A 20145-nucleotide genomic window follows, 5' to 3' on the forward strand; every position below is an offset into this window, starting at 1 on the left:
TCGTGGACGTCAGGAGGCGCTGCTCAGGCGCCCGAGCAGAGTCCCCGCCGCATCGCGCAGTTCAAGCTGCAGCGGCATCTTGCCGAGCGCGTGCGTGGCGCACGACAGACAGGGGTCGAAGGCGCGGATGGCGACTTCGATATGGTTGAGCAGGCCTTCCGTAAGCTGGCGACCGTTGAGGTAGCGGCGGGCAACGCGGCGGATCGCTTCGTTCATCGGCTGATTGTTGTGGGTCGTCGACACGATCAGGTTGCAGCTGCTCACCAGATCGTCATCGTCGACCTGATAGTGATGGATGAGCGTGCCGCGCGGCGCCTCGATGACGCCGATTCCTTCGCGGCCACGCTCGCCGCGGGTGGTCAGCTCGCTGCCGGAAAGGTCGTCGTCGGGCAACAGCTCGGCGATCGTCTCGGCGGCGTGCAGCAGTTCGATCATCCGTGCCCAGTGGTAGGCCAGGGGTGCGTGGATCGGCTTGCCCTGCCCGTAGTCGATGAATTCGCGGCGTTCGGCTTCGGCGAGCGGCGTCGTGATGCGGTCGCAGTTCTGCACCCGTGCCAGTGGCCCGACCTTGTACCAGCCCTGCTGCGGGCCAAGCGCGGCGAGGAAGGGAAATTTCATGTAGCTCCAGGCCTTGACCTCTTCGCGAATCAGCTGGTGGTAGTTGGCCACGTCAAAGCCGTCAACGAGAATTCCGCCGTCGGCGTCACGAACGCGCAACTGGCCATCGTAGAAGTCGAGTGCGCCGCCGGCGCCGACCAGCGACAGCATGTTCGAGCGAAAAGCGCCAAAAACATCGTACAGCGCCGGGTCGGCGGCATGCAGACGCTTGACCAGCTGCACCGCGTCGCGGCCCCAGCCGACGATCTGGCCGACGTCGGCGAGCAGGCCGTCGCGTTCCTCGCGGCTCAGCGCGCGATTGACGCCGCCCGGGATCGCACCGGTACCATGCACCCGCTTGCCCGCCGTCAGGCGGATCACTTCCTGGCCGAACTTGCGCAGGAGCACGCCCTGCCGGGCGATCTCCGGGTAGGCGGCGGCGACGCCGACGATGTTGCGCCGGCCGGCCTCGCTCTCGAAGCCGAAGAGCAGATCAGGCGACGAGAGGTGGAAGAAATGCAGGGCGTGCGACTGCAGGATCTGCCCATAGTGCATCAGCCGGCGCAGCTTCTCGGCGCTCGCCGTCAGGCGGCCGGCGCCGACGACGTGATCGAGCGCCTTGGCCGCCGCCAGGTGATGCGAGACCGGGCAGATGCCGCACAGGCGCTGCACCATCACCGGCACCTCCCAGTACGGCCGGCCCTGGATGAACTTCTCGAAGCCGCGGAATTCGACGATGTGCAGGCGAACCTGCTGCACCTGGTCGTTCTCGTCGAGCAGCAGGGTCACCTTGCCGTGCCCTTCAACCCGCGATACCGGGTCGATGGCCACGCGACGCAGCGTGCCCGCGTCGGCAGCGGCGGTTTCCAGTTCGAAGCCTTGCCCTTGTTGCATCGCTGCGCTCCTAGTCGAAATGCAGCATCGGATGCCCGAGACGTGGCGTGCGCCCGTCGAGAAGGTCGGTGAGGAACTTCCAGATCGCGTCGCCCGACGGCGGGCAGCCGGGGATGAAGTAGTCGATGCGCACGATCTCGTGGATCGGATGCACCTTGTCGAGCGGCAGCGGCAGTTCCGGGTCATTGGGAATCTGCCCGCTGACGACATCCGCCGCCGTCAGGTAGATTTCCTGCAGGCACTGGCCGAGGTCGAGGTGGTTGCGCTGCGCCGGCAAACCGCCATTGACCGCGCAGGCGCCGACGGCGATCAGCACCTTGCAGTGGCTGCGGAACTCGCGCAGCACATGGACGTTCTCGGCGTTGCAGATGCCGCCCTCGATCAGGCCGATGTCGCAGGGACCGCAGTGCTTGATGTCGGTCAGCGGCGAGCGGTCGAATTCGACGCGTTCGACGAGTTCGAAGAACCGCTCGTCGATGTCCAGGAACGACATGTGACAGCCGAAGCAGCCGGCCAGCGACGCGGTCGCCAGGCGCACTTTCCGGCGCCCTTCGCGGTTCCCTGCGACAGCGTCCATCTCAGCCCTCTCCACAGTCTTCGTACGCTTCGCCGGCGCTGCGCGCCGCCAGGCGTTCGACCTGCATGCCGATCGGTTCGACGTCGTAGCGGCGCTTGCCGATGGGCACCGCGAAGCCCTCGCGCTTCCTGAGAATCACGCCCACCGGGCAGACGTGCGCCGCCTTGTCGGCCCAGGAAAAATCGCTGTCGGCGAGGCGCCCGGACTCGGCATTGACGATCAGGTGCTTGTTGATGCCGCGCCCGGACAGCGAAAAAACGCTCTTGCCGTCGACGTCGCGACTGGCGCGCACGCACAGCTCGCAGAGAATGCAGCGATTGAAGTCGAGCAGCACCTCCGGGTGCGACGCGTCGACCGGCCGGTTGGGGTAGAACTGGTCGAAGTGCGGGCTGAGCATCTCCAGCTCGTAGGCCAGCGCCTGCAGCATGCAGTTGCCGCTCTTCTCGCACGACGGGCAGAAGTGATTGCCTTCGACGAAGAGCATCTGCAACAGCGTCCGGCGCTTGTCGTTGAGGTCCGGCGAGTTGTTCTCGACCTCCATGCCGTCGCGCGCCGGCATCGTGCACGCCGAGACGTAGCGCCCGCTGGCCTTGACCGTGCACAGCTTGCAACTGCCCTGCGGCTTGAACTCGGGATGGTGACAGAGATGCGGGATGAAGATGTCGGCGGCCATCGCCGCGTCCATGATCGTCTGCCCGTCGGCGAAAGGCACCGGCTGGCCGTCAAGGAGGATGCTCGGCTGCGTCATGGGGTCACTCCGGGAAGGCGGGCGGCGAGACCGAAGTGCGCCGCCGGATCGTCGCGACCGGTCATCTGGCGCGCCGCCGCCAGCGCCTGGTCGAGGTCGAAAGCCGGCTCGAAGTCGAGCGAGCACAGCCGCCGCTCGTACGCCGGGCGAAACTTCTGCAGGGTGTCGAAGAGCGGGTTGCACGCCGCCTGGCCGAGGCCGCAGTGGCTGGCCGCGTGCAGCAGGCGGTGGATCTTGAAGACCTGGTTGATCTCGTACTGCGTTCCCAGGCCCTTGGCGATCTTGTCCATGCAGTTGGCGACCAGCGAAGTGCCCACCCGGCACGGGGTACAGAAGCCGCAGCTTTCATGCCTGAAGAAATGCGCGAAGTTGCGCGCCACCTCGAACATGTCGCGATGCGTGCCGAAGACCATGAAGGCGCCCGCCGTCGGCACGTCCTCGAAAGCGATGCTGCGCGAGAATTCGTGCATCGCCAGGCAGATCCCGGAAGGGCCGCTGACCTGCACCGCCTGCGCGTTGCCGGCGCCGCAATCCTGCAGCACCTGGTTGACCGACACGCCGAAGGGATACTCGTAGATTCCCGGTGTCTCGACGTCGCCCGAAATCGACAGCAACTTGGTCCCGGTCGATTGCTTGGTGCCCAGGCCGGCGAACCAGGCGCCGCCCCTGAGCGCGATCAGCGCCGCCTTGCACAGCGTCTCGACGTTGTTCACCACCGTCGGCTGACCGCGATAGCCGGCGGTGACCGGGAAGGGCGGGCGAATGCGTGGAATGCCGCGCTTGCCTTCCAGCGACTCGAGCAACGCCGTTTCCTCGCCGCAGACGTAGGCGCCGGCGCCGACATGGATGTCGATCTCGAAGTCCAGCCCGGCCTGGCCGCACACCGCGCGGCCGAGCAGGCCGCTGCGCCGGCGGCGCTCGAGGTTCTCGCGCAGCGCCGGCAGCAGATAGGCGTACTCGCCACGCAGGTAGAGCAGCCCCTGGCGCGCGCCGATGGTCAAGGCGGCAACGCTCATGCCGTCGAAAACGAGGTCGGCGTAGCTGTTGAGCAGGACGCGATCCTTGAAAGTGCCGGGCTCGCCCTCGTCGGCGTTGCAGACGACGTAGCGCACAGCGGGCCTGCCGTCGGCCTCGGCATGGCACTCGGCACGGCGCGCCGACTCCCATTTGATGGCGGTGGTGAAACCGGCACCGCCACGCCCGCGCAGGTTGGAGAGCTTCATCTCGGCAAGCATCGCTTCGCCGCCACGCGCGATCGCCGCGCGCAGCGCCTCGCCGGCCGGCCAGTCGGCAGCGAGCAGAGTGTCGCGGCGACGGATATTGTCGTCGACGCGGAAGTATTCGGCCGGCCAGTCGGCGAGCGGCACCTGCGCACGAATCAGCTCGCCGATGCGCTCGATGCGCTCGCCCGACAGGCGGGTCAGCGCCTGGCCATTGGCCAGCAGCGCCGGCCCCTGATCGCACATGCCGGTGCACGACGTGGTGTCGACGCTGACCAGCCCGTCTTCGGAGACCTTGCCGCGCTCGACCCACAGCTTGTTGCACAGCCGGTCGAGCAGTTCGCCGCTGCCCAGCATGCGATCGGTGATGTTGTCCGAGAACAGCACCCGGTAGCGACCGGGTGGCGTCAGATGGAAGAACGAGTAGAAACCGGCGACGCCTTCGACCTGCGCCCGCGGCAACCCGAGCGCCCTGGCGATGGCGGTCAGCGCCGCCGCCGGCAGGTAGCCGACGACGTCCTGCGCCTCGCGCAGGATCTGCACCAGCTGGCCCGCTTCACCGCCGTGACGGTCGACGACCGGCCGCAGCAGCTCGTCGAGTCGTCCTGCGTCAAAGCCTTCTTCGCTCACCATCGTCTCCCACTGCGGAGCAGCTGCCCATACCCTGGCAAAGCTTAGGCGCTCTGCCGCCGGCAGGTACTGATGCACGTCAACAAGCGCCACCAGCGCCAGCGGAGAATTCCGGAGATCGCCCTACATTTTCGTGCTGCGTTGCAGCATAATGGTACCTGATCAGCACCACAGGGAGCCCCGCCATGCACTTCGAAACCCCCCTCGAATTTCTCGAAAGTCGAACCTACGACGAAATCAACGTCGGCGACAGTTCGTCGCTGGTCCGTACCTTGCGGCCCGAGGACGTCAAGCTGTTCGCGCTGATGTCGGGCGACATGAACCCGGCGCTGGCCAACGCCGAATTCAGCCACAGCGGCGTTTTCCAGGACTTCATCGCGCACGGCATGTGGTGCGCCTCGCTGCTGTCGACCATGCTCGGCACGCAGTTCCCCGGCCCGGGGACGGTGATGGTCGAGTCGTCGCTCCATTTCGCGCGACCGGTGGCGATCGGCGACACGATCACCGTGACGGTGACCGTCGGCCAGAAGTTCGCCCGCAACCGGCACATCGTGCTCGACTGCAACTGCCATAACCAGGACCATCTGCTGGTCGTCTCGGGGAGCGCCGAGGTGCTGGCGCCGCGCGAGAAAATCATCACCAAGCGCAAGGCGATGCCGGAGATCACCATTTCCGACAAGTACGCGCGCCTGCAGGTGCTGGTGTCGCGCGCCGAGGGACTGGCGCCGATCGACATGGCGGTGGTTCACCCCTGTGACCGCGAGTCGCTCAAGGGCGCGCTGCTGGCCGCCGAAGCCAAGCTCATCGAACCGATCCTGATCGGCCCCGAGCAGCGCATCCGCGCCGTCGCCGAAGAGAATGGCCTGGATCTCAAGGACTACCGCATCGTGAACTGCAAGCACAGTCACGAATCGGCGGCGATGGCGGTGACGCTGATCCGCAGCGGCGACGCCGAAGCGCTGATGAAAGGCAGCCTGCACACCGACGAACTGATGGCCGAAGTGATCTCGAGCAGTTCGGGCCTGCGCACCGGCCGCCGCATCAGTCACGTCTTCCTGATGGACGTGCCGACCTATCCACGTCCGATCATGATCACCGACGCCGCCGTCAACATCGCGCCGACGCTGACCGACAAAGTCGATATCGTGCAGAACGCCATCGATCTCGCGCATATCATCGGCACGCCGGAACCCAAGGTGGCGATTCTCTCGGCGGTGGAAACGGTCAACGCCAAGATCCAGTCCACGCTCGACGCCGCGGCGCTGTGCAAGATGGCCGACCGCGGCCAGATCAAGGGCGGCCTGGTCGACGGACCGCTGGCTTTCGACAACGCCGTGTCGCTGGTCGCCGCCAAGACCAAGGGCATCGTCTCGGCGGTCGCCGGGCGCGCCGACATCCTGGTCGTTCCCGACCTCGAATCGGGCAACATGATCGCCAAGCAGCTCGAATACCTGGCCAACGCGCTGAGTGCCGGGATCATCCTCGGTGCGCGCGTGCCGATCGTCCTCACCAGCCGTGCCGACACCGCCGAAACACGCCTCGCCTCGTGCGTCATCGCCGCCCTCGTCGCGCACGCCACACGCGCCAAACAGGCGGCCGCCTGAGACCGTCGCCGGGGCGAGTGTCGCGCGCCCCGGTCGCTGCAGCACTACACCCGCCGACCCGTCCACCCACCCGTCATTGCGAGGAGGCGTCGGCGACGCGGCAATCCAGTTCCATTCCCTGACTGCCCGTCCGCCACATCAGCCAGGCGAAAAGCAAAACCTCTGGATTGCCGCGTCGGCGACGCCTCCTCGCAATGACGTCGGGAAAAGCCTTGTCGAGAACTCGACACGACTCTGGCGCGTCTTCTCTTCCCTCGCGCCTCTCCCGATCCCGGGCACGGTGCCCTTGTTGCCGACGCCGCCCGCGGCAACCCCGAAAAAAAATTCAACCGCCCCCGGCAGCCGCAAGGCCGTGATTTCACGGCCTTTCCCGGGCCGCGCGAAGGCGCGGCGCGAAAACTACATTTAGTCAAGTTATTGCCTTTGCACACTACATGCAGTAGCTTTACGCCATTGCGCGCTTGACTGCGGGGAAGCAGCAGCTCGCTTCGGCAGACTCGCCCGGCGCGCCTCGTACCGCCAGCACGCTTGGCCAGCAAGACCATCAACCACAGACAACGTCAACACAATAAACATCGGAGGGACTACCCATGAGCCAGCTCGAACACCAGCTACCCCTGTCAGCCGTCGCCGAGGCACCCGCCGTCACGCCACTCGCCGAGCAGGAAATCTCCGTCGAGGTGCTGGTCGAAAAGTACGCCAAGGGCAAGGAAACCTCGGTTCACGACGTGCGCCGCCGCGTCGCCCGCGCACTCGCCGCCAACGAGGACGAAAAGCAGCGCGCGCACTGGGAAGAGCGCTTTCTGTGGGCGCAGGAAACCGGTTTCGTCCCCGCCGGACGCATCAACTCGGCCGCCGGGACGCCGCTCGCGGCGACACTGATCAACTGCTTCGTGCAGCCGATCGGCGATTCGGTGGTCGAGATCGTCGACGGCAAGCCGGGCATCTACAGCGCGCTCGCCGAAGCCGCCGAAACGATGCGCCGCGGCGGCGGCGTCGGTTACGACTTCTCGTCGATCCGCCCGATCGGCGCGCTGGTCAAGGGCACGCAGTCGCGCGCTTCCGGCCCCGTCTCGTACATGCGCGTCTTCGACCGCTCGTGTGAAACCGTCGAATCGGCCGGCGCCCGCCGTGGCGCGCAGATGGGCGTACTGCGCTGCGATCACCCGGACGTCGAAGTCTTCATCCACGCCAAGGACCACGGCGACCTCTCCAACTTCAACGTCTCGATCGCCGTCACCGACGGCTTCATGGAAGCCGTCGAGGCCGACGCCGAAGTCGAGCTCACGCACCGCGCCGAGCCGAACGCGGACATGAAACGTGGCGGCGCCTTCCAGCGTGACGACGGCATCTGGATCTATCGCCGCGTGCGCGCGCGCGACCTGTGGGACCAGGTGATGAAGTCGACCTACGACCATGCCGAACCGGGAATCCTCTTCCTCGACCGCATGAACAAGGACAACAACCTCTACTACTGCGAAGTGATCGAGGCCACCAACCCCTGCGCCGAACAGCCGCTGCCGCCGTACGGCTGCTGCTGCCTGGGGTCGATCAACCTGACCCCCTTCGTCAGGAACGCCTTCAGCCAGCACGCCGAGTTCGACTTCGCCGCTTTCGGCGAAGTGGTCAAGGTGTCCACCCGCATGCTCGACAACGTTCTCGACGTCACCGCCTGGCCGCTCGAACGGCAGCGCGAGGAAGCCAGCAACAAGCGCCGCGTCGGCCTCGGCTTCACCGGCCTCGGCGACGCGCTGTGCATGCTGCGCCTGCGCTACGACCGCCCGGAAGCCACCGCGATGGGCGCGCGCATCTCCGAATACATGCGCGACGCCGCCTACCTGGCGTCGGTCGAACTGGGCAAGGAGCGCGGCGCCTTCCCGCTGTTCAACGCCGAGCTCTACCTCTCCGGCGGCAACTTCGCCTCGCGCCTGCCGAACGAGATCAAGAACCAGATCCGCAAGCACGGCCTGCGCAACTCGCACCTGCTGTCGATCGCCCCCACCGGCACCATCTCGCTGGCCTTCGCCGACAATGCGTCGAACGGCATCGAGCCGCCGTTCTCGTGGACCTACAGCCGCAAGAAGCGCATGGCCGACGGCACGCTCAAGGAATACGCCGTCGAGGACTACGCCTGGCGCCTCTACAAGCACCTCGGCGGCGACGTCGACAAGCTGCCCGACTACTTCGTCACGGCGCTGGAAATCTCGGCCAAGGCGCACAAGGACATGGTCGCCGCCGTCGCGCCGTACATCGACACCTCGATCTCGAAGACGGTCAACGTCCCCGCCGACTACCCCTACGAGGAATTCCAGGACCTCTACATGAGCGCCTGGAAAGCCGGCCTCAAGGGCCTGGCCACCTATCGCCCGAACAGCGTCATGGGCTCGGTGCTCTCGGTCGAGTCAAAGAAGCAGGCCGACGAGAAGAAGCAGCCGCAGGACTTCGTCAGCGGCGACGCCAACCGCCGCCTGTCGATCAAGACGCTGCCGGCGCCGGTGCTCGCCAGCCTGCGCTGGCCGAACCGCCCGAACCTGCCGGAAGGCAACATGGCGTGGACCTACATGATCGAGCACATGCACGGCAAGTTCGCGCTCTTCGTCGGTCACATCGAGCAGGAAGGCCGCAGCTGGCCGTTCGAGGCCTGGGTCAATGGCCCCGAGCAACCGCGCGGCCTCGGCGCCGTCGCCAAGACGCTGTCCATGGACATGCGCGCCAACGACCACGGCTGGCTGGCGCTGAAACTCGAATCGCTGGCCAAGACCCCCGGCGACGAGGGCTTCGACATGGCCTTCCCGCCGCACGGCGAGCGCAAGCGCATGCCCTCGGTGGTCGCCGCCGTCGCGCAGCTGATCCAGTACCGCGTCGAGAAGATCGGCGCCTTCAACCACGAAGGCCCGACGCCGGTGCTCGACGCCATGTTCAGCCTCAAGGAGCCGAAGACCGGCACCGACGGCACCCTCTCGTGGACCGTCGATGTCTTCAATCCGGCCACCGGCGAGGACTTCGTCCTCGGCCTCAAGGAAATCACCCTGCCCGACGGCGTCACCCGCCCCTACTCGGTGTGGCTCGCCGGCAACTACCCGCGCGCCCTCGACGGCCTGACCAAGCTGCTGTCGCTCGACATGCGCGTCCTCGACCCGGCGTGGATCGGCATGAAGCTCAGGAAGCTGCTCGACTACCCCGAGCCCCTCGGCGACTTCATGGCCTTCGTCCCCGGCACCCGCCGCCAGACCAACTACACCTCGACCGTCGCCTATCTGGCGCAGTTGATCATCCACCGCTACGCGATGCTCGGCATCCTCGATGAAAACGGACTGCCGCTGCAACAGATGGGGATTCTCGAAGCGCCGGCGGGCGGAACGGCGGCGAAACTGACCGCCGGGAAGCTTTGTGGGGAATGCGGGAACCGGACGATGATCAGGAAGGATGGGTGTGATTTTTGTACGGCTTGTGGGGCGGTGGGGAGTTGCGGGTGAGGGTTGGAGGCACTTCAAGCCGCCCAGCGGTCACAGAATTTAGCGCGGCAGATCTTCTTTTGAAAGGGAGCACTCTTGCATAAAGACCTTGACAGCACGTGCGTCGCGTTGGAGGCGCTGGGTACGGCTGTGACCACTGCTTGGGGCGCGGACACGACCGTATGCGAAGGCATCGGATGGTTTGCGCCAGCGCTAACCCGACATGACTTGGCGAATCTCGCGTCAGTGTTGGCCAGTGACCTTCGGAGCACAGGCCTCGAAACGCTTGATGGCACAGTGCTCACCCTCGTTCAAGATCTTCCGCGCAGATTGCAGGTGCTACAAAGCACCACTGTCCCTCAGATGTTCGGTGGCAACGGTGGTCAAGCCATACCAGCTTACATCGCAACAATTTCCATTCTTCGAACGACCCTGCTTCCAGCGCTCGGCTGGCAAGCTCTACCCGATCCCAACTCTTTGCCTTCAAGTCTCGCCCGAAGAGCTCGAGCCGCCCAAGCCGAACTAGATCAGCTCACTCCGAACATCGGAAATCTCTCAGAGCAGATCAACCAGATTCAGTCAGCGCACGCGGTGGCCGACAGCCTTCCCATTGATCTGCAGGCCCTCGCAGACGCAAGGGACCGGCTAACCAAAGCGTCTACGGAGTCGGCGATACTTTCTGAAAAGATCAAAGAAGCCCATGAAGCTTCGAGTGTACAGTTAGAAAAAATCCAGAGTGCCAACGACATAGCCGCAAAGCTGGTCCAGCAATGCGAGGCCGCATACCACATCACGACGACCAAAGGCTTGGCAGGTGCTTTCGATCAGCGCGCTGGCCAATTGGCGAGGTCTATGTGGATCTGGGTAGGAGGCCTCGTAATCGCGCTTGGTGTTGGAGCGCTTATTGGCACCCATAGGATCGAAGTTCTTTCTGCCTCACTGCAAGTTCCAAATCCCGACTGGAGCGCAATAGCGACACACGCCGTTCTTTCCCTTCTCAGTGTTGGTGCGCCTTTGTGGTTCGCATGGTTGGCCACCAAGCAAATTGGCCAGCGCTTTCGACTTGCCGAAGACTATGCATTCAAGGCATCCGTCGCCAAGGCGTACGAAGGGTATCGAAAAGAAGCAGCACGTATCGACCCGGCATTCGAGGCCCAGCTACTTGCCTCAGCGTTGACCCGACTAGATGAACCTCCCCTTCGCCTCGTTGAAACAAGTACGCATGGAAGTCCTTGGCATGAGTTGGCGAACTCGGATGCGGTTCGACGTACGTTTGCTGCTGCTCCTGAACTGCAAGAAAAGTTTTCCGCCTCTCTGCGCGAAGCGCTCAATGCTACCGTGAAGGCAGCCAGAAAGAGCGAACGGCCGCCTTTTAAAGCACCCGATCCGACTTCGTAACGCCGGGGTCACCCATTATTAGCCGCCCCTGCATAGGCCCTGGGGTCACCTAGGCCCTGGCAAAAACCCTGGAATCAAGTCTTTCCTTTTGCCTTCGTGATAAAAACCGATTGCACGTACGAGGAAAAAGTAAAGGCCTGACCCCACATTTGTTAGAATCCTTCCCTCTTGAAGAAGATCGTTCTCAATCTGATTCGGCTGGATACTACCGACCAGACGAAAGCCAGCTTGCGCCTGAAGCGCAAGGCAGCCGCCTGGGATGACGACTTCCGGGTAAAGATCATGGGCGTCATCAGACTATCGCAGCCGAGTGCAAAGGCCTTGTGACCTCGATACACACCGTAATCAGTGTCAACTTGTCCATTATGCATCTCATCCTAATCAATGGGGGTAACTATTGATTGACCCAGAGATCGGCTTTACCGCCGACGTCATTCGAGACCCGAGTCGGTTCGTCGGTCGCACCGACCTAATTCGCGACTGTATCTCCGCGATCAACTCATCTACGGGCCTTATCTCGGTGTTTGGGAAGCGCGGAGTAGGCAAGTCCTCTCTGCTGCGCCAACTTCAGCAAATAGCTCTTGGGGAATATGCCTTGGCCAAACGCGCTGGCATTGGGCATTTAATTCCCTCGAAGCCCAGAACCTACCTAACTGTCTATTACACCTGCGACTCATTGATCGGAAACGGCAAGGAGTTGCTGTCAAGACTTTGCAATGATCAAAACGCCGAAGATAGCCTTCTGCGATTAGTTCCAGACGATGGCAAAGAGGTGATTGAGTTTGTCAGGTCCAAGGAAGTGTCGGCCGGAGCGGACCTAAAGGTGGTCAAATGGGGCAGCAAAGGCGTGGAATCGTCGAAGTATGCCAAGGTCGTCCAGAATGACATTGTCCAAACTTTCCGGAACTTCGTCGATTCGATAGTTCTTCACCAAGTGAAGAAGCGAATGAAGCGTGATGCCTTGCTGATCATTCTCGATGAATTTGACGTTATACAAGACAAAGATGGCATTGGCTCCCTGATTAAGTCGCTTACAACGTCCGAGGTCAAGTTTGCAGTCTGCGGGGTTGGCCGCGATCTGTCGGATCTAATCCACGATCATGCTTCAGTCGAGCGTTTGATCGAACAGGGTGTTTTGTCCGTTAGACCAATGCCGCCGGCAGAGTCAGAGGCCATCATCGTCCGCGCCTCTGAACTGTTCAAGGGAGACATTCGCTTCGAACCGGGGATTGGCACGAAGATCGCCGACTTGTGCCAGGGCTATCCGTACTTTGTACAACTCATCGGAAAGCAATGCGTAAACGAGGCGAACGCTGTAAATACAAGGTTGATCGATCACTCCGTGTTCGACAAGGTCGTTGACGACTTGCGCACCGGAAAGGCATTTCCCACGCTTGAGTCCGCATATCAACGTGCTATTGGTAACTCAACAGATCGACAATTGCTGCTCCATTTGCTTGCCGAACAACCGACTGAGCAGTCGCTATTTTCTGACGAGATTGGTCGCATCGTCCTGAAGGCATCACGTCAAGTTGCTGAAGAACTGAATGTACAGTTCGTCGACCAGTTGATGCCGCGTTTAGTTGAGAAGAAATATGGGCCAGTACTGGAGCGGGTGCCCGAGCGGCAAGGAACCTATGAGTTCGTCAACCCGGTTCTCCGCCAGTACATACGGCTTCGGCAATTGTGATAGTAGGGGTCAGTCCCTGGCAGGCCCTGAGGTCAGGTCTTTCCTTTTGCCTTCTTGATAAAACCCAATGACACGTACGAGGCAAAAGTAAAGACCTGACCCCACGTGCCCTCGCAGCGATATTATGCAAGAGAAATTGGCGGCGCTCAAGCGCCTGTTCAATCTATGCAATTATGCTAAGTTGCGAGGATTGGCCGGCTGATGGGTGACCCCTTTTTCTTTTTGGCACGGCGTTGGCTCTTTTAAGGAGGAAATGATGGCTACTAATTTTTACCGTCTTTTGATCGCCCTGATCTTTCCAATCTTCAGCGCATTGGTGCCACTGAACGCGATCGCTGAAACCAACAACAGCAAGATTGGCTTCGTGCTTATGCATGGCAAAGGCGGTACCCCGCTGAACTACATCTCCGACCTGGCCGGTCCGCTGGAACAGCAGGGTTTCCTGGTCGCGAATCTTGAGATGCCATGGTCCGGACGACGTGACTACGATGTCACGGTGCAAGCGGCGGAATCGGAAGTCGAGGCCGCACTGGATGGGCTGCGGAGCAAAGGGGCCCAGAAGGTTTTCGTCGCAGGACACAGCCTAGGTGGGCTGTTCGCCCTCTATTTCGGCAGCCGTCATGCAATCGACGGCGTGATCGCCATCGCGCCCGGCGGCAACGTGGGCGGTACGATATTCCGGGAGAAGCTGGGAAAATCCGTCGAGTTAGCGCGCAAACTCGTCGCCGAAAGCAAAGGCACCGAGAAGACGAGTTTTCTGGATTTCGAGGGTGGCAAGGGTGCCTACCCGGTCATCACCACCCCGGAGGCCTACTTGAGCTGGTTCGATCCGGACGGCGCCATGAACCAGTTGAAGGCACTGCAAAGCATGGGCCCAACCACTCCCGTGTTGTTTATCGTCCCGACGAACGACTATCCTGGCCTGCGCAAAATAAAACAGCAGATGTTTGATGCGCTGCCGAAGAATCCACGCAGCAAGCTGTATGAACCCGAATCGAGCCATTTGAACGCCCCGTCCGCTTCAGTCAAGGAAATCATCGATTGGGCGAGCGCTGTTGCAGATGTGCGGTAAGGGCTAACGAACTGAGTACGGTCACTGTCCGTGATGGTGTTTGGCGGTTTTCTGGTCACGCAGCGTGATGGAGAGCAGGTGACCCCCCTCGGGGAACTTGAACAAACGAACTCTTTGCGCCGAACCCCAGAGTCAGGTCTTTCCTTTTGCCTTCGCGATCGAAACCACGTGCGCTGCAAGCGTCGAGGCCTGACCCCACCTGTGCACGACAACGCCCTCTTGAGCGATAATTAGCGTTCGCTTATGCACGAGGGTGACTTCCGATGTCCGCCGCCATGCCCGCACAGCCCAGCTACCCAAGGTTCTCCGAGATCGTCCGTCACTTCGCTCCCGGCTGGTTCGCTGCAGTCATGGGCAGCGGCGTGCTGGCCATCACTACCTTGACGCTTTCTGCACGTTGGCCGCTGCTCGCGCCACTCGCATGGAGCATTCACTACTTCAACCTGCTGCTGTTCTGCGTGCTGGCTGTGCCTTGGCTGGGCCGCTGGCTGGCGCACCGCGAACTGGCGCTGGCGACCTTGAAGCATCCGGTGCAGGTGAACTTCTATCCCACTTTTTCGATTGCCATGCTGGTCATCGCGGCGCAGTTTCTCGCCTTTGGCGGCCAGGTCGAGCTGGCGCTGCTCTTCTGGTGGCCGGCGATGGTCCTCACCTTCGTCTTCAGCTTTGCCGTGCTCTACGCGATCTTCAGCGGTGAGCACGTCGGACTGGAGCACGTGACGCCAGCCAACTTCATCCCGGCGGTCGGCCTGGTGGTGATCCCGATTGCCGGTGCGCCGCTGCTTGGCCACCTGCAGGGGAGCGCGCGAGAACTGGCGCTGCTGGCCAATGTCGTCGGGCTCGGGGCCGGTTCGCTGATGTACCTGGGTCTGCTGGCCCTGACGCTGCAGCGCAACTATCTGGCCAAGCCGGCCTTCGGCCCCCTGGCGCCGACGGTGTGGACGCATCTCGGGCCGATCGGCGCCGTCCCGCTGAGCCTGCTGAACCTTGCCGCGCAAATGCCGGTGGCGGTGCCAGAAGGCACGCTGCTCTTCGCCAGCCTGCTCCTGTGGGGCTTCGGCGCCTGGTGGGTAGTGATGGCCGCAATGCTCACCGCCGCGGCATGGCGGCGAGGGATGCTGCCTTTCGCGCTTTCCTGGTGGGGCTTCACGTTTCCGCTCGGAGCCTTTGTCTCGGCCAGCTTCCGGCTCGCCCATGACGCCAGCCTGGGGGGAGTCGAACTGTTTGGAATCGGCTGCTGGGGCCTGCTCCTGGCGATCTGGCTGCTGACGTTGCTGCGCACGGCGAGAGGGGTCGCCAGTGGCGCCTTGCTTCGCCCGCAGCCCTGAGCGAGGCCCTGAGGTCAGGTCTTTCCTCTTGCCTTCCTGATAAAACCCGACGGCACGTACAGGACAAGAGTAAAGCCCTGACATACTTGCAACTTCTGCTTTCAACTCTTGGTAATCAACTCCAGCAGTTCCGGGGATGAAAAAACATCCCTGTAGAAGGTCAATTGCTCGCCTTTGAAGTGGCAACCGCCTCGATGACCGCGCCTGACCCAGACGCAGCTTCCTTTGGCAAGGGTTTCGTTGGTATCGTCATCGATGCAGCTCCATTCGAACCATACGAACTCTCCATGGAACATGACAATCGGCCAGGTCATGGTGACGCCCGGCTGGGCGATCAATGCCCACCAATGCTGCTCCCTGACCTTTTGCTCTTCAATGCCGTAGTAGGCGCCATCCTGGCAGAAGTAAACCAGGTCTTGCCGGTATTCACCGATCAGGATGTCACCGCGGCCCTGCCGCAATGCCTCGCAATGCGTCGGCCACCACTGCTTGTTTTCCCGCTCGACCTGGGACATCGTGTAGTCGTCACCAATCACGGGTGGCGACTTTTCCTGCATCCCGTTGATCTTCAGGGAAAGCGCGATAAGCTCGCTTTGCAGCGACTCCGCGACCAGACCCGGTCTTGAATAATCGGCCGCGAGATCCTTGTAGTAGTTCGTCCTTCTTTTCATATTGACTCCGGAGTGTTCTGGAAGGCGGGTGCCTGCATTCGGGCGGTGCCTGCAAGCGTGCGTTCCCGACTTGAGCGAAACGAAACCCCGTTCGTCAGAATGGAACTCGAAACCGAGACGTTTAAGTAAGCCCGGGGGCTTTCTCCTTGCCTACCGCATAAAACCGGGCGGCACGAAGAGGGCAAGAGCAGGGAAACGACCCCTCGCGGAGCCGTGACCACTAAGACGATTGAGCTGCCAGGGCCCGCTTACGGCGGGTAAAACCTATTCCGAGCAGACCGATGCTGACCAGGCTCAGTGCGATCGGTTCTGGAACCGCCTGGCCAACGAGAACTTCGGCACGAACGCTGCCAGAGTTGTCCGAGTTGTTGCTGTCCCAGTAGTAGAGGCTCAGGGTCCCGGCAACGGGTGCGGGGCCGGAGAAGTGGGTGCCAAGAAGAAAATACGTTCCGGCCAGCTCGCCGACCAGGGCGCCAAAGGGCGCGCTGAGCCCGTGCTGAGCCCATTGCACGAAGCTTTGACCAATCTGCGTCCCTACAGCCTCCCCCGAGTCGTCCGAACCCGTGGCAAACAGATCGGCGACCAGCCCGTCGGCATTGGACCAGCGCGGCAAGGCACCGGCGTTCCAGAGGTCGCCAGTGGCTGCTGTCACTGAAAATTGCTGATTGGCGCTCAGGACGATGCCCGTGTTCAGTCCGACGCCTCCGGACGAACTATTCGCCAACGCTGCGACATCGAAAAGGGCGGCGTTGGCAGTGGCTGCACCGCCGAGAGCAAGCGCGGCGATCGCCACGCGGACCATCTTGTTGTTCATCGCCAACTCCTTCAGGAAATAGGGCTCTGGCGCGCTGCGAACGCACCACTTTTTTGGCTCCCTGCAAGCGTCGTAATGATTGTTTGCCGGCGCCTGGAAGACAGGGTTCATTAGAACAGGGGCGCCGCTGCGCTTGCGTGCGATATCGCACGTCTTGCCGGATTGGGCTGGCGAGCTCGACGGCGCTGCTTCCGAGGTCGGCCGCCATGGCTGCCGTGCGTGGGCAGCAGGGGCGCAGGCCATCGCGGTTAGCGCGGAAGTCGGATTGACGCCACTTCCCTTCATCCAGGCCGTAAAGGATCACGCTGGCCGGTTCAGTCTCTTCTCTTGCCATCGCGGCCTGGCCGTGGGCTGGATTCAAGACCCCGCTTCTCGTCGGCCGAACTTGGCGGTTGCTGCCCGCAACCGGCCGCGTTAGACTCCGCCGATCATCACATGGAGCTATGCCGCGATCGGCCACCCTGGCGATCAATCCTGAGCTCGCTGCACGCCGCAAGCGAAGGCTGCCCGCTGGGAAATCTGCGCTCATATCGCCCGATAAATCGGGCTCCTACATCGGCTCGGGGGGTGTTGCACGCAGTGTCGACCTTATGAATTCCAGCCAAGTCGACGATCGTGCGCCGTTTGCAGGTCTGCTCTGCTGCAAGCCTCGTCAGAGATGCCGCAGCGCGACATCAGCCGACGCGTCATTGCGAGGAGGCGCACGGGATTCCCACGTCGGCTGCGCCTCCTCGCAATGACGGTGGGAGCGGGAGGGCGCCGGATTACCCGTTGCCTGCGCGAGTTTTTAAGGTCGCGTCAAGAAAGCCACACTACACTCGCGCGAGGCACCCGGCAGGGGCCCGATTTACCGGGCGATGGAAGACTTGAATATTATCTGGAGTCGCTTTGTTTAAGCTAATTGGCGTCATTGCGGGGTTCTACTTTTTCGGGTTCTTCGGAGCGCTGCTCGGTCTGCTCCTGGGGTCGATCATCGATCGCGCGCGCGCGTACGGTGCGGGCGGTATCAACCCGCTGCAGAATGCGCTTCGGCAAGGCGTTTTCCTCGAGACGATGTTCATCTCGATGGGCAAGCTGGCGAAGGCCGATGGTCAGGTCTCGCAGGCAGAGATCGAGCATGCCGAGCTGTTGATGCAGAAACTGGGCCTGACCGCGGAACACCGCGTGCAGGCGATTGCCCTGTTCAAACGCGGCGCCGACCCGGGTTTCACCCTCGAGGCGACCTACGCCAGGTTCATGTCGGTCTGCGGCCACACCCGGCATCTGAAGCAGGTGTTGCTGGTTTACCTGATCGCCATGGCGACGGCTGACGGCCCTATCAATCCGGCGGAGGAAGGGGTGCTTGCCGACATCGCCAACCGCCTCGGCTTCGATCAGACCGCGTTCAGGCAATTGATCGACATGGTGCTGAACCAAGCCCATTTCGCCGCCGGGCAGCCGAGCACCGAAGCGGCACTCGATGACGCCTACCGGGCGCTGGGGGTGAGCAAAGACAATACCGACCAGGAAATCAAGCGCGCCTATCGCAAGCTGATCAGCCAGTACCATCCGGACAAGCTGATCGGACAAGGCCTGCCGGAGGACATGATCGCGCTGGCGAGCGAAAAGGCCAAGGAGATCCAGCTGGCGCACGACCTGATCGAGCGGCACCGGAAGATCTGAGGCAGGGGATCGCCACGTCGGCTGCGCCACCTCGCAATGACGGCGGCAGGCAGGCTGGACTTGGCCGGGGCCGGGGCCAGGCAGTGCTGGCTCGATTCGTGAAGGGCATGCTGCTCGACAAGGAGAACGCAATGAACAGCGAGACAAGGCCGCGGACCGCCGGAATCAATGCCCGTCCATGGGGCGCGCGGGCGCGCGACTGGGCGGACATTCAGGAAGGAGGGTGCCGCCCGGTGTACCTGGCGGTTTTCGAGCGCGTCGGGCTGCGCTCCGGCGCGGCGTATCTCGACGTGGGATGCGGGGCCGGGATGGCCTCGCAGATCGCCGCCGAACGCGGCGCTCGGGTTTCGGGGCTGGACGCTGCCGACAATCTGCTGGCCATCGCCAGGGAGCGGGTACCGGACGGCGAACTTCACGTCGGCGAGCTGGAAAGCCTGCCCTTCGCCGACCACAGCTTCGACCTGGTCACCGGATTCAATTCGTTTCAGTTCGCCGGAAACCCCGGCGTGGCGCTCGCCGAAGCGCGGCGCGTGGCCAAGCCCGGCGCTTATGTCGTGATCGTGACCTGGGGAAGGCCCGAGGGCATGGAAGCGGCTTCGCTGCTGGCGGCGCTCAGGCCGCTGCTGCCCCCGCCGCCGCCCGGGGCGCCGGGTCCGTTTGCCCTGTCGGACGAAAACGCACTGCGTGCCTTCGCCACCGCCGCGGGCCTCGACACGGCCGAGGTGTTCGACGTTGACTCACCCTGGCAGTATCCCGATCTCGCTATTGCGCTCAGAGGACTGCGCTCTTCGGGCGTTGCGGCGCGAGCCATCGAAACCCACGGCGAGGGCGTCGTCGATGCCGCTCACTCCCGCGCGCTCCAGCCCTTTCGACAAGCGAATGGAAGCTACACGATCGGCGCCAGCTTCCGCTGCCTGCTTGCTCGCGCCTGAGATCTGCCCGGGAAGCTGCCGCCGAGGTCGTTAGCGAATGAAGCGGTGCAGCGGGAGGACCTTCAGGCTGCCCGGAAAACGGCTGATGTAGGCGGCAAGCTCGTCGATGTCCTGCGCCGAGAGGCCTTCTGCCTGGCCGTTCATCAGCGCGTTCTTGCGCGCACCGGACTTGTAATCGGTCATTGCGCGCGCCAGGTAGTCCGGATACTGGCCGGCAAGACGCGGGATGTCTTCCGAAACCGGGGTATTGAAGTCGGCGCCGTGGCAGGCCGCACAAACCTCGGCCTTTTGCGCCGCTGCGCCAGCGCCGGCGTGGGCCGACGAAGCGACGAAGGCCAACAGGGCGATAAGCAAGCTCGCTTTCATGGTCGATCCTTTAGTTCTGCACGCTGGAATAGTAGGCCGCGAGGTCCGCCATGTCCTGCTCGGACAGGCTCGCGGCGATGGCGCGCATCGTCGGATGGCTGCGCGCCCCCGTCTTGTACGCCTGCAAGGCATTGGCGAGGTACACCGCCTGCTGCCCCCCGAGCTTCGGCACCTGATAGACGTGCGGATAAGCCGTCCGGTAACCGGGGACGGCGTGGCAGCCTTCGCACATCGAAGTCTTGGCCTTCGCCGCCTCGGCGTTGCCCGCCGGCGGCTGCGCGAGCGCTGCGCCGGCCAGCGCAAACGCGATCAAACCGAGAATTGTTTTCATCGTTATCTCTCTCAAAAAGGCGGTTTGAAAACCAGGCCCACGAGCCATTCAAGGATGGAAAATTCAGCCCGGCAGTATATGAGTCTCCATCGAGCGGCGTCAATCGTGGATTTGTCCTCGCCATTGGCAAGGTTTTCTCCAACCGGGGACAAGCTT

Annotated in this window: 17 protein-coding genes; 9 read left to right on the forward strand and 8 right to left on the reverse strand. The window is 62.8% G+C overall.

Features of this window, described 5'->3' with window-relative positions; genetic code table 11:
- Nucleotides 1–9: 9 nt before the first annotated feature.
- From QZ634_RS15955 to QZ634_RS15970, 4 genes are read right to left on the reverse strand one after another with little or no spacing between them, the layout of a single operon-like run.
- Nucleotides 10–1491, reverse strand: coding sequence for a Ni/Fe hydrogenase subunit alpha (locus QZ634_RS15955; protein ID WP_291990061.1), 1482 nt, complete (start codon nt 1489–1491; stop codon nt 10–12).
- Between the two features lie 10 nt (nt 1492–1501).
- Nucleotides 1502–2068 carry an NADP oxidoreductase gene (locus tag QZ634_RS15960; RefSeq protein WP_291990063.1) on the reverse strand — a complete coding sequence of 189 codons (567 nt, stop codon included), beginning with the start codon at nt 2066–2068 and terminating at the stop codon, nt 1502–1504.
- Between the two features lies 1 nt (nt 2069).
- Complete coding sequence (locus QZ634_RS15965) at nt 2070–2816, reverse strand: 2Fe-2S iron-sulfur cluster-binding protein (protein WP_291990064.1); 747 nt, start codon at nt 2814–2816, stop codon at nt 2070–2072.
- Nucleotides 2813–4669, reverse strand: coding sequence for an NAD(P)H-dependent oxidoreductase subunit E (locus QZ634_RS15970; protein ID WP_291990144.1), 1857 nt, complete (start codon nt 4667–4669; stop codon nt 2813–2815). Before QZ634_RS15970 ends, QZ634_RS15965 begins: the two co-directional genes overlap by 4 nt.
- A 182-nt stretch (nt 4670–4851) precedes the next feature.
- Between QZ634_RS15970 and QZ634_RS15975 the strand changes: the two genes are divergently transcribed.
- From QZ634_RS15975 to QZ634_RS16005, 7 genes are all read left to right on the forward strand, one after another.
- Nucleotides 4852–6270: a bifunctional enoyl-CoA hydratase/phosphate acetyltransferase gene (locus QZ634_RS15975; protein WP_291990066.1), complete on the forward strand. Its 1419-nt coding sequence runs from the start codon at nt 4852–4854 to the stop codon at nt 6268–6270.
- Nucleotides 6271–6860: 590 nt separating this feature from the next.
- A complete protein-coding gene (locus QZ634_RS15980) occupies nt 6861–9746 on the forward strand; it encodes an adenosylcobalamin-dependent ribonucleoside-diphosphate reductase (protein ID WP_291990068.1) in 2886 nt (961 codons plus the stop codon).
- 276 nt (nt 9747–10022) lie between these two features.
- The gene (locus QZ634_RS15985; protein ID WP_291990070.1) at nt 10023–11123 is read left to right on the forward strand and encodes a hypothetical protein; all 1101 of its coding nucleotides are present in this window, start codon (nt 10023–10025) and stop codon (nt 11121–11123) included.
- Between the two features lie 168 nt (nt 11124–11291).
- The gene (locus tag QZ634_RS15990; RefSeq protein WP_291990072.1) at nt 11292–11450 is read left to right on the forward strand and encodes a hypothetical protein; all 159 of its coding nucleotides are present in this window, start codon (nt 11292–11294) and stop codon (nt 11448–11450) included.
- Nucleotides 11451–11520: 70 nt separating this feature from the next.
- Nucleotides 11521–12813 (forward strand): AAA family ATPase, encoded by a 1293-nt coding sequence (locus tag QZ634_RS15995; RefSeq protein WP_291990074.1) that lies wholly within the window; start codon nt 11521–11523, stop codon nt 12811–12813.
- 253 nt (nt 12814–13066) lie between these two features.
- Complete coding sequence (locus QZ634_RS16000) at nt 13067–13885, forward strand: alpha/beta hydrolase (RefSeq protein ID WP_291990076.1); 819 nt, start codon at nt 13067–13069, stop codon at nt 13883–13885.
- A 263-nt stretch (nt 13886–14148) separates the two neighbouring features.
- Nucleotides 14149–15213, forward strand: a complete 1065-nt coding sequence (locus QZ634_RS16005; RefSeq protein WP_291990078.1) for a C4-dicarboxylate ABC transporter — start codon at nt 14149–14151, stop codon at nt 15211–15213.
- A gap of 101 nt (nt 15214–15314) precedes the next feature.
- Here the strand turns inward: QZ634_RS16005 and QZ634_RS16010 are convergent, their stop codons facing one another.
- A complete protein-coding gene (locus QZ634_RS16010; protein WP_291990080.1) occupies nt 15315–15884 on the reverse strand; it encodes a hypothetical protein in 570 nt (189 codons plus the stop codon).
- Nucleotides 15885–16104: 220 nt separating this feature from the next.
- Entirely contained in the window at nt 16105–16698 is a 594-nt protein-coding gene (locus QZ634_RS16015; RefSeq protein WP_291990082.1) for a PEP-CTERM sorting domain-containing protein, read from the reverse strand.
- Nucleotides 16699–17586: 888 nt separating this feature from the next.
- Here QZ634_RS16015 and djlA point away from each other — a divergent pair.
- Nucleotides 17587–18360, forward strand: coding sequence for a co-chaperone DjlA (gene djlA, locus QZ634_RS16020; RefSeq protein ID WP_291990084.1), 774 nt, complete (start codon nt 17587–17589; stop codon nt 18358–18360).
- Nucleotides 18361–18491: 131 nt separating this feature from the next.
- Nucleotides 18492–19292, forward strand: a complete 801-nt coding sequence (locus tag QZ634_RS16025; protein ID WP_291990086.1) for a class I SAM-dependent methyltransferase — start codon at nt 18492–18494, stop codon at nt 19290–19292.
- A 30-nt stretch (nt 19293–19322) separates the two neighbouring features.
- Here QZ634_RS16025 and QZ634_RS16030 read toward each other — a convergent pair whose 3' ends face one another.
- Together QZ634_RS16030 and QZ634_RS16035 are read right to left on the reverse strand one after the other, a co-directional pair.
- Nucleotides 19323–19658, reverse strand: a complete 336-nt coding sequence (locus tag QZ634_RS16030; protein WP_291990088.1) for a cytochrome c — start codon at nt 19656–19658, stop codon at nt 19323–19325.
- A gap of 10 nt (nt 19659–19668) precedes the next feature.
- Nucleotides 19669–19989 (reverse strand): c-type cytochrome, encoded by a 321-nt coding sequence (locus tag QZ634_RS16035; protein WP_291990090.1) that lies wholly within the window; start codon nt 19987–19989, stop codon nt 19669–19671.
- Nucleotides 19990–20145: the final 156 nt, after the last annotated feature.

Source organism: Candidatus Accumulibacter sp. ACC007 (genome assembly GCF_907163205.1).
Lineage (GTDB): Bacteria > Pseudomonadota > Gammaproteobacteria > Burkholderiales > Rhodocyclaceae > Accumulibacter > Accumulibacter regalis.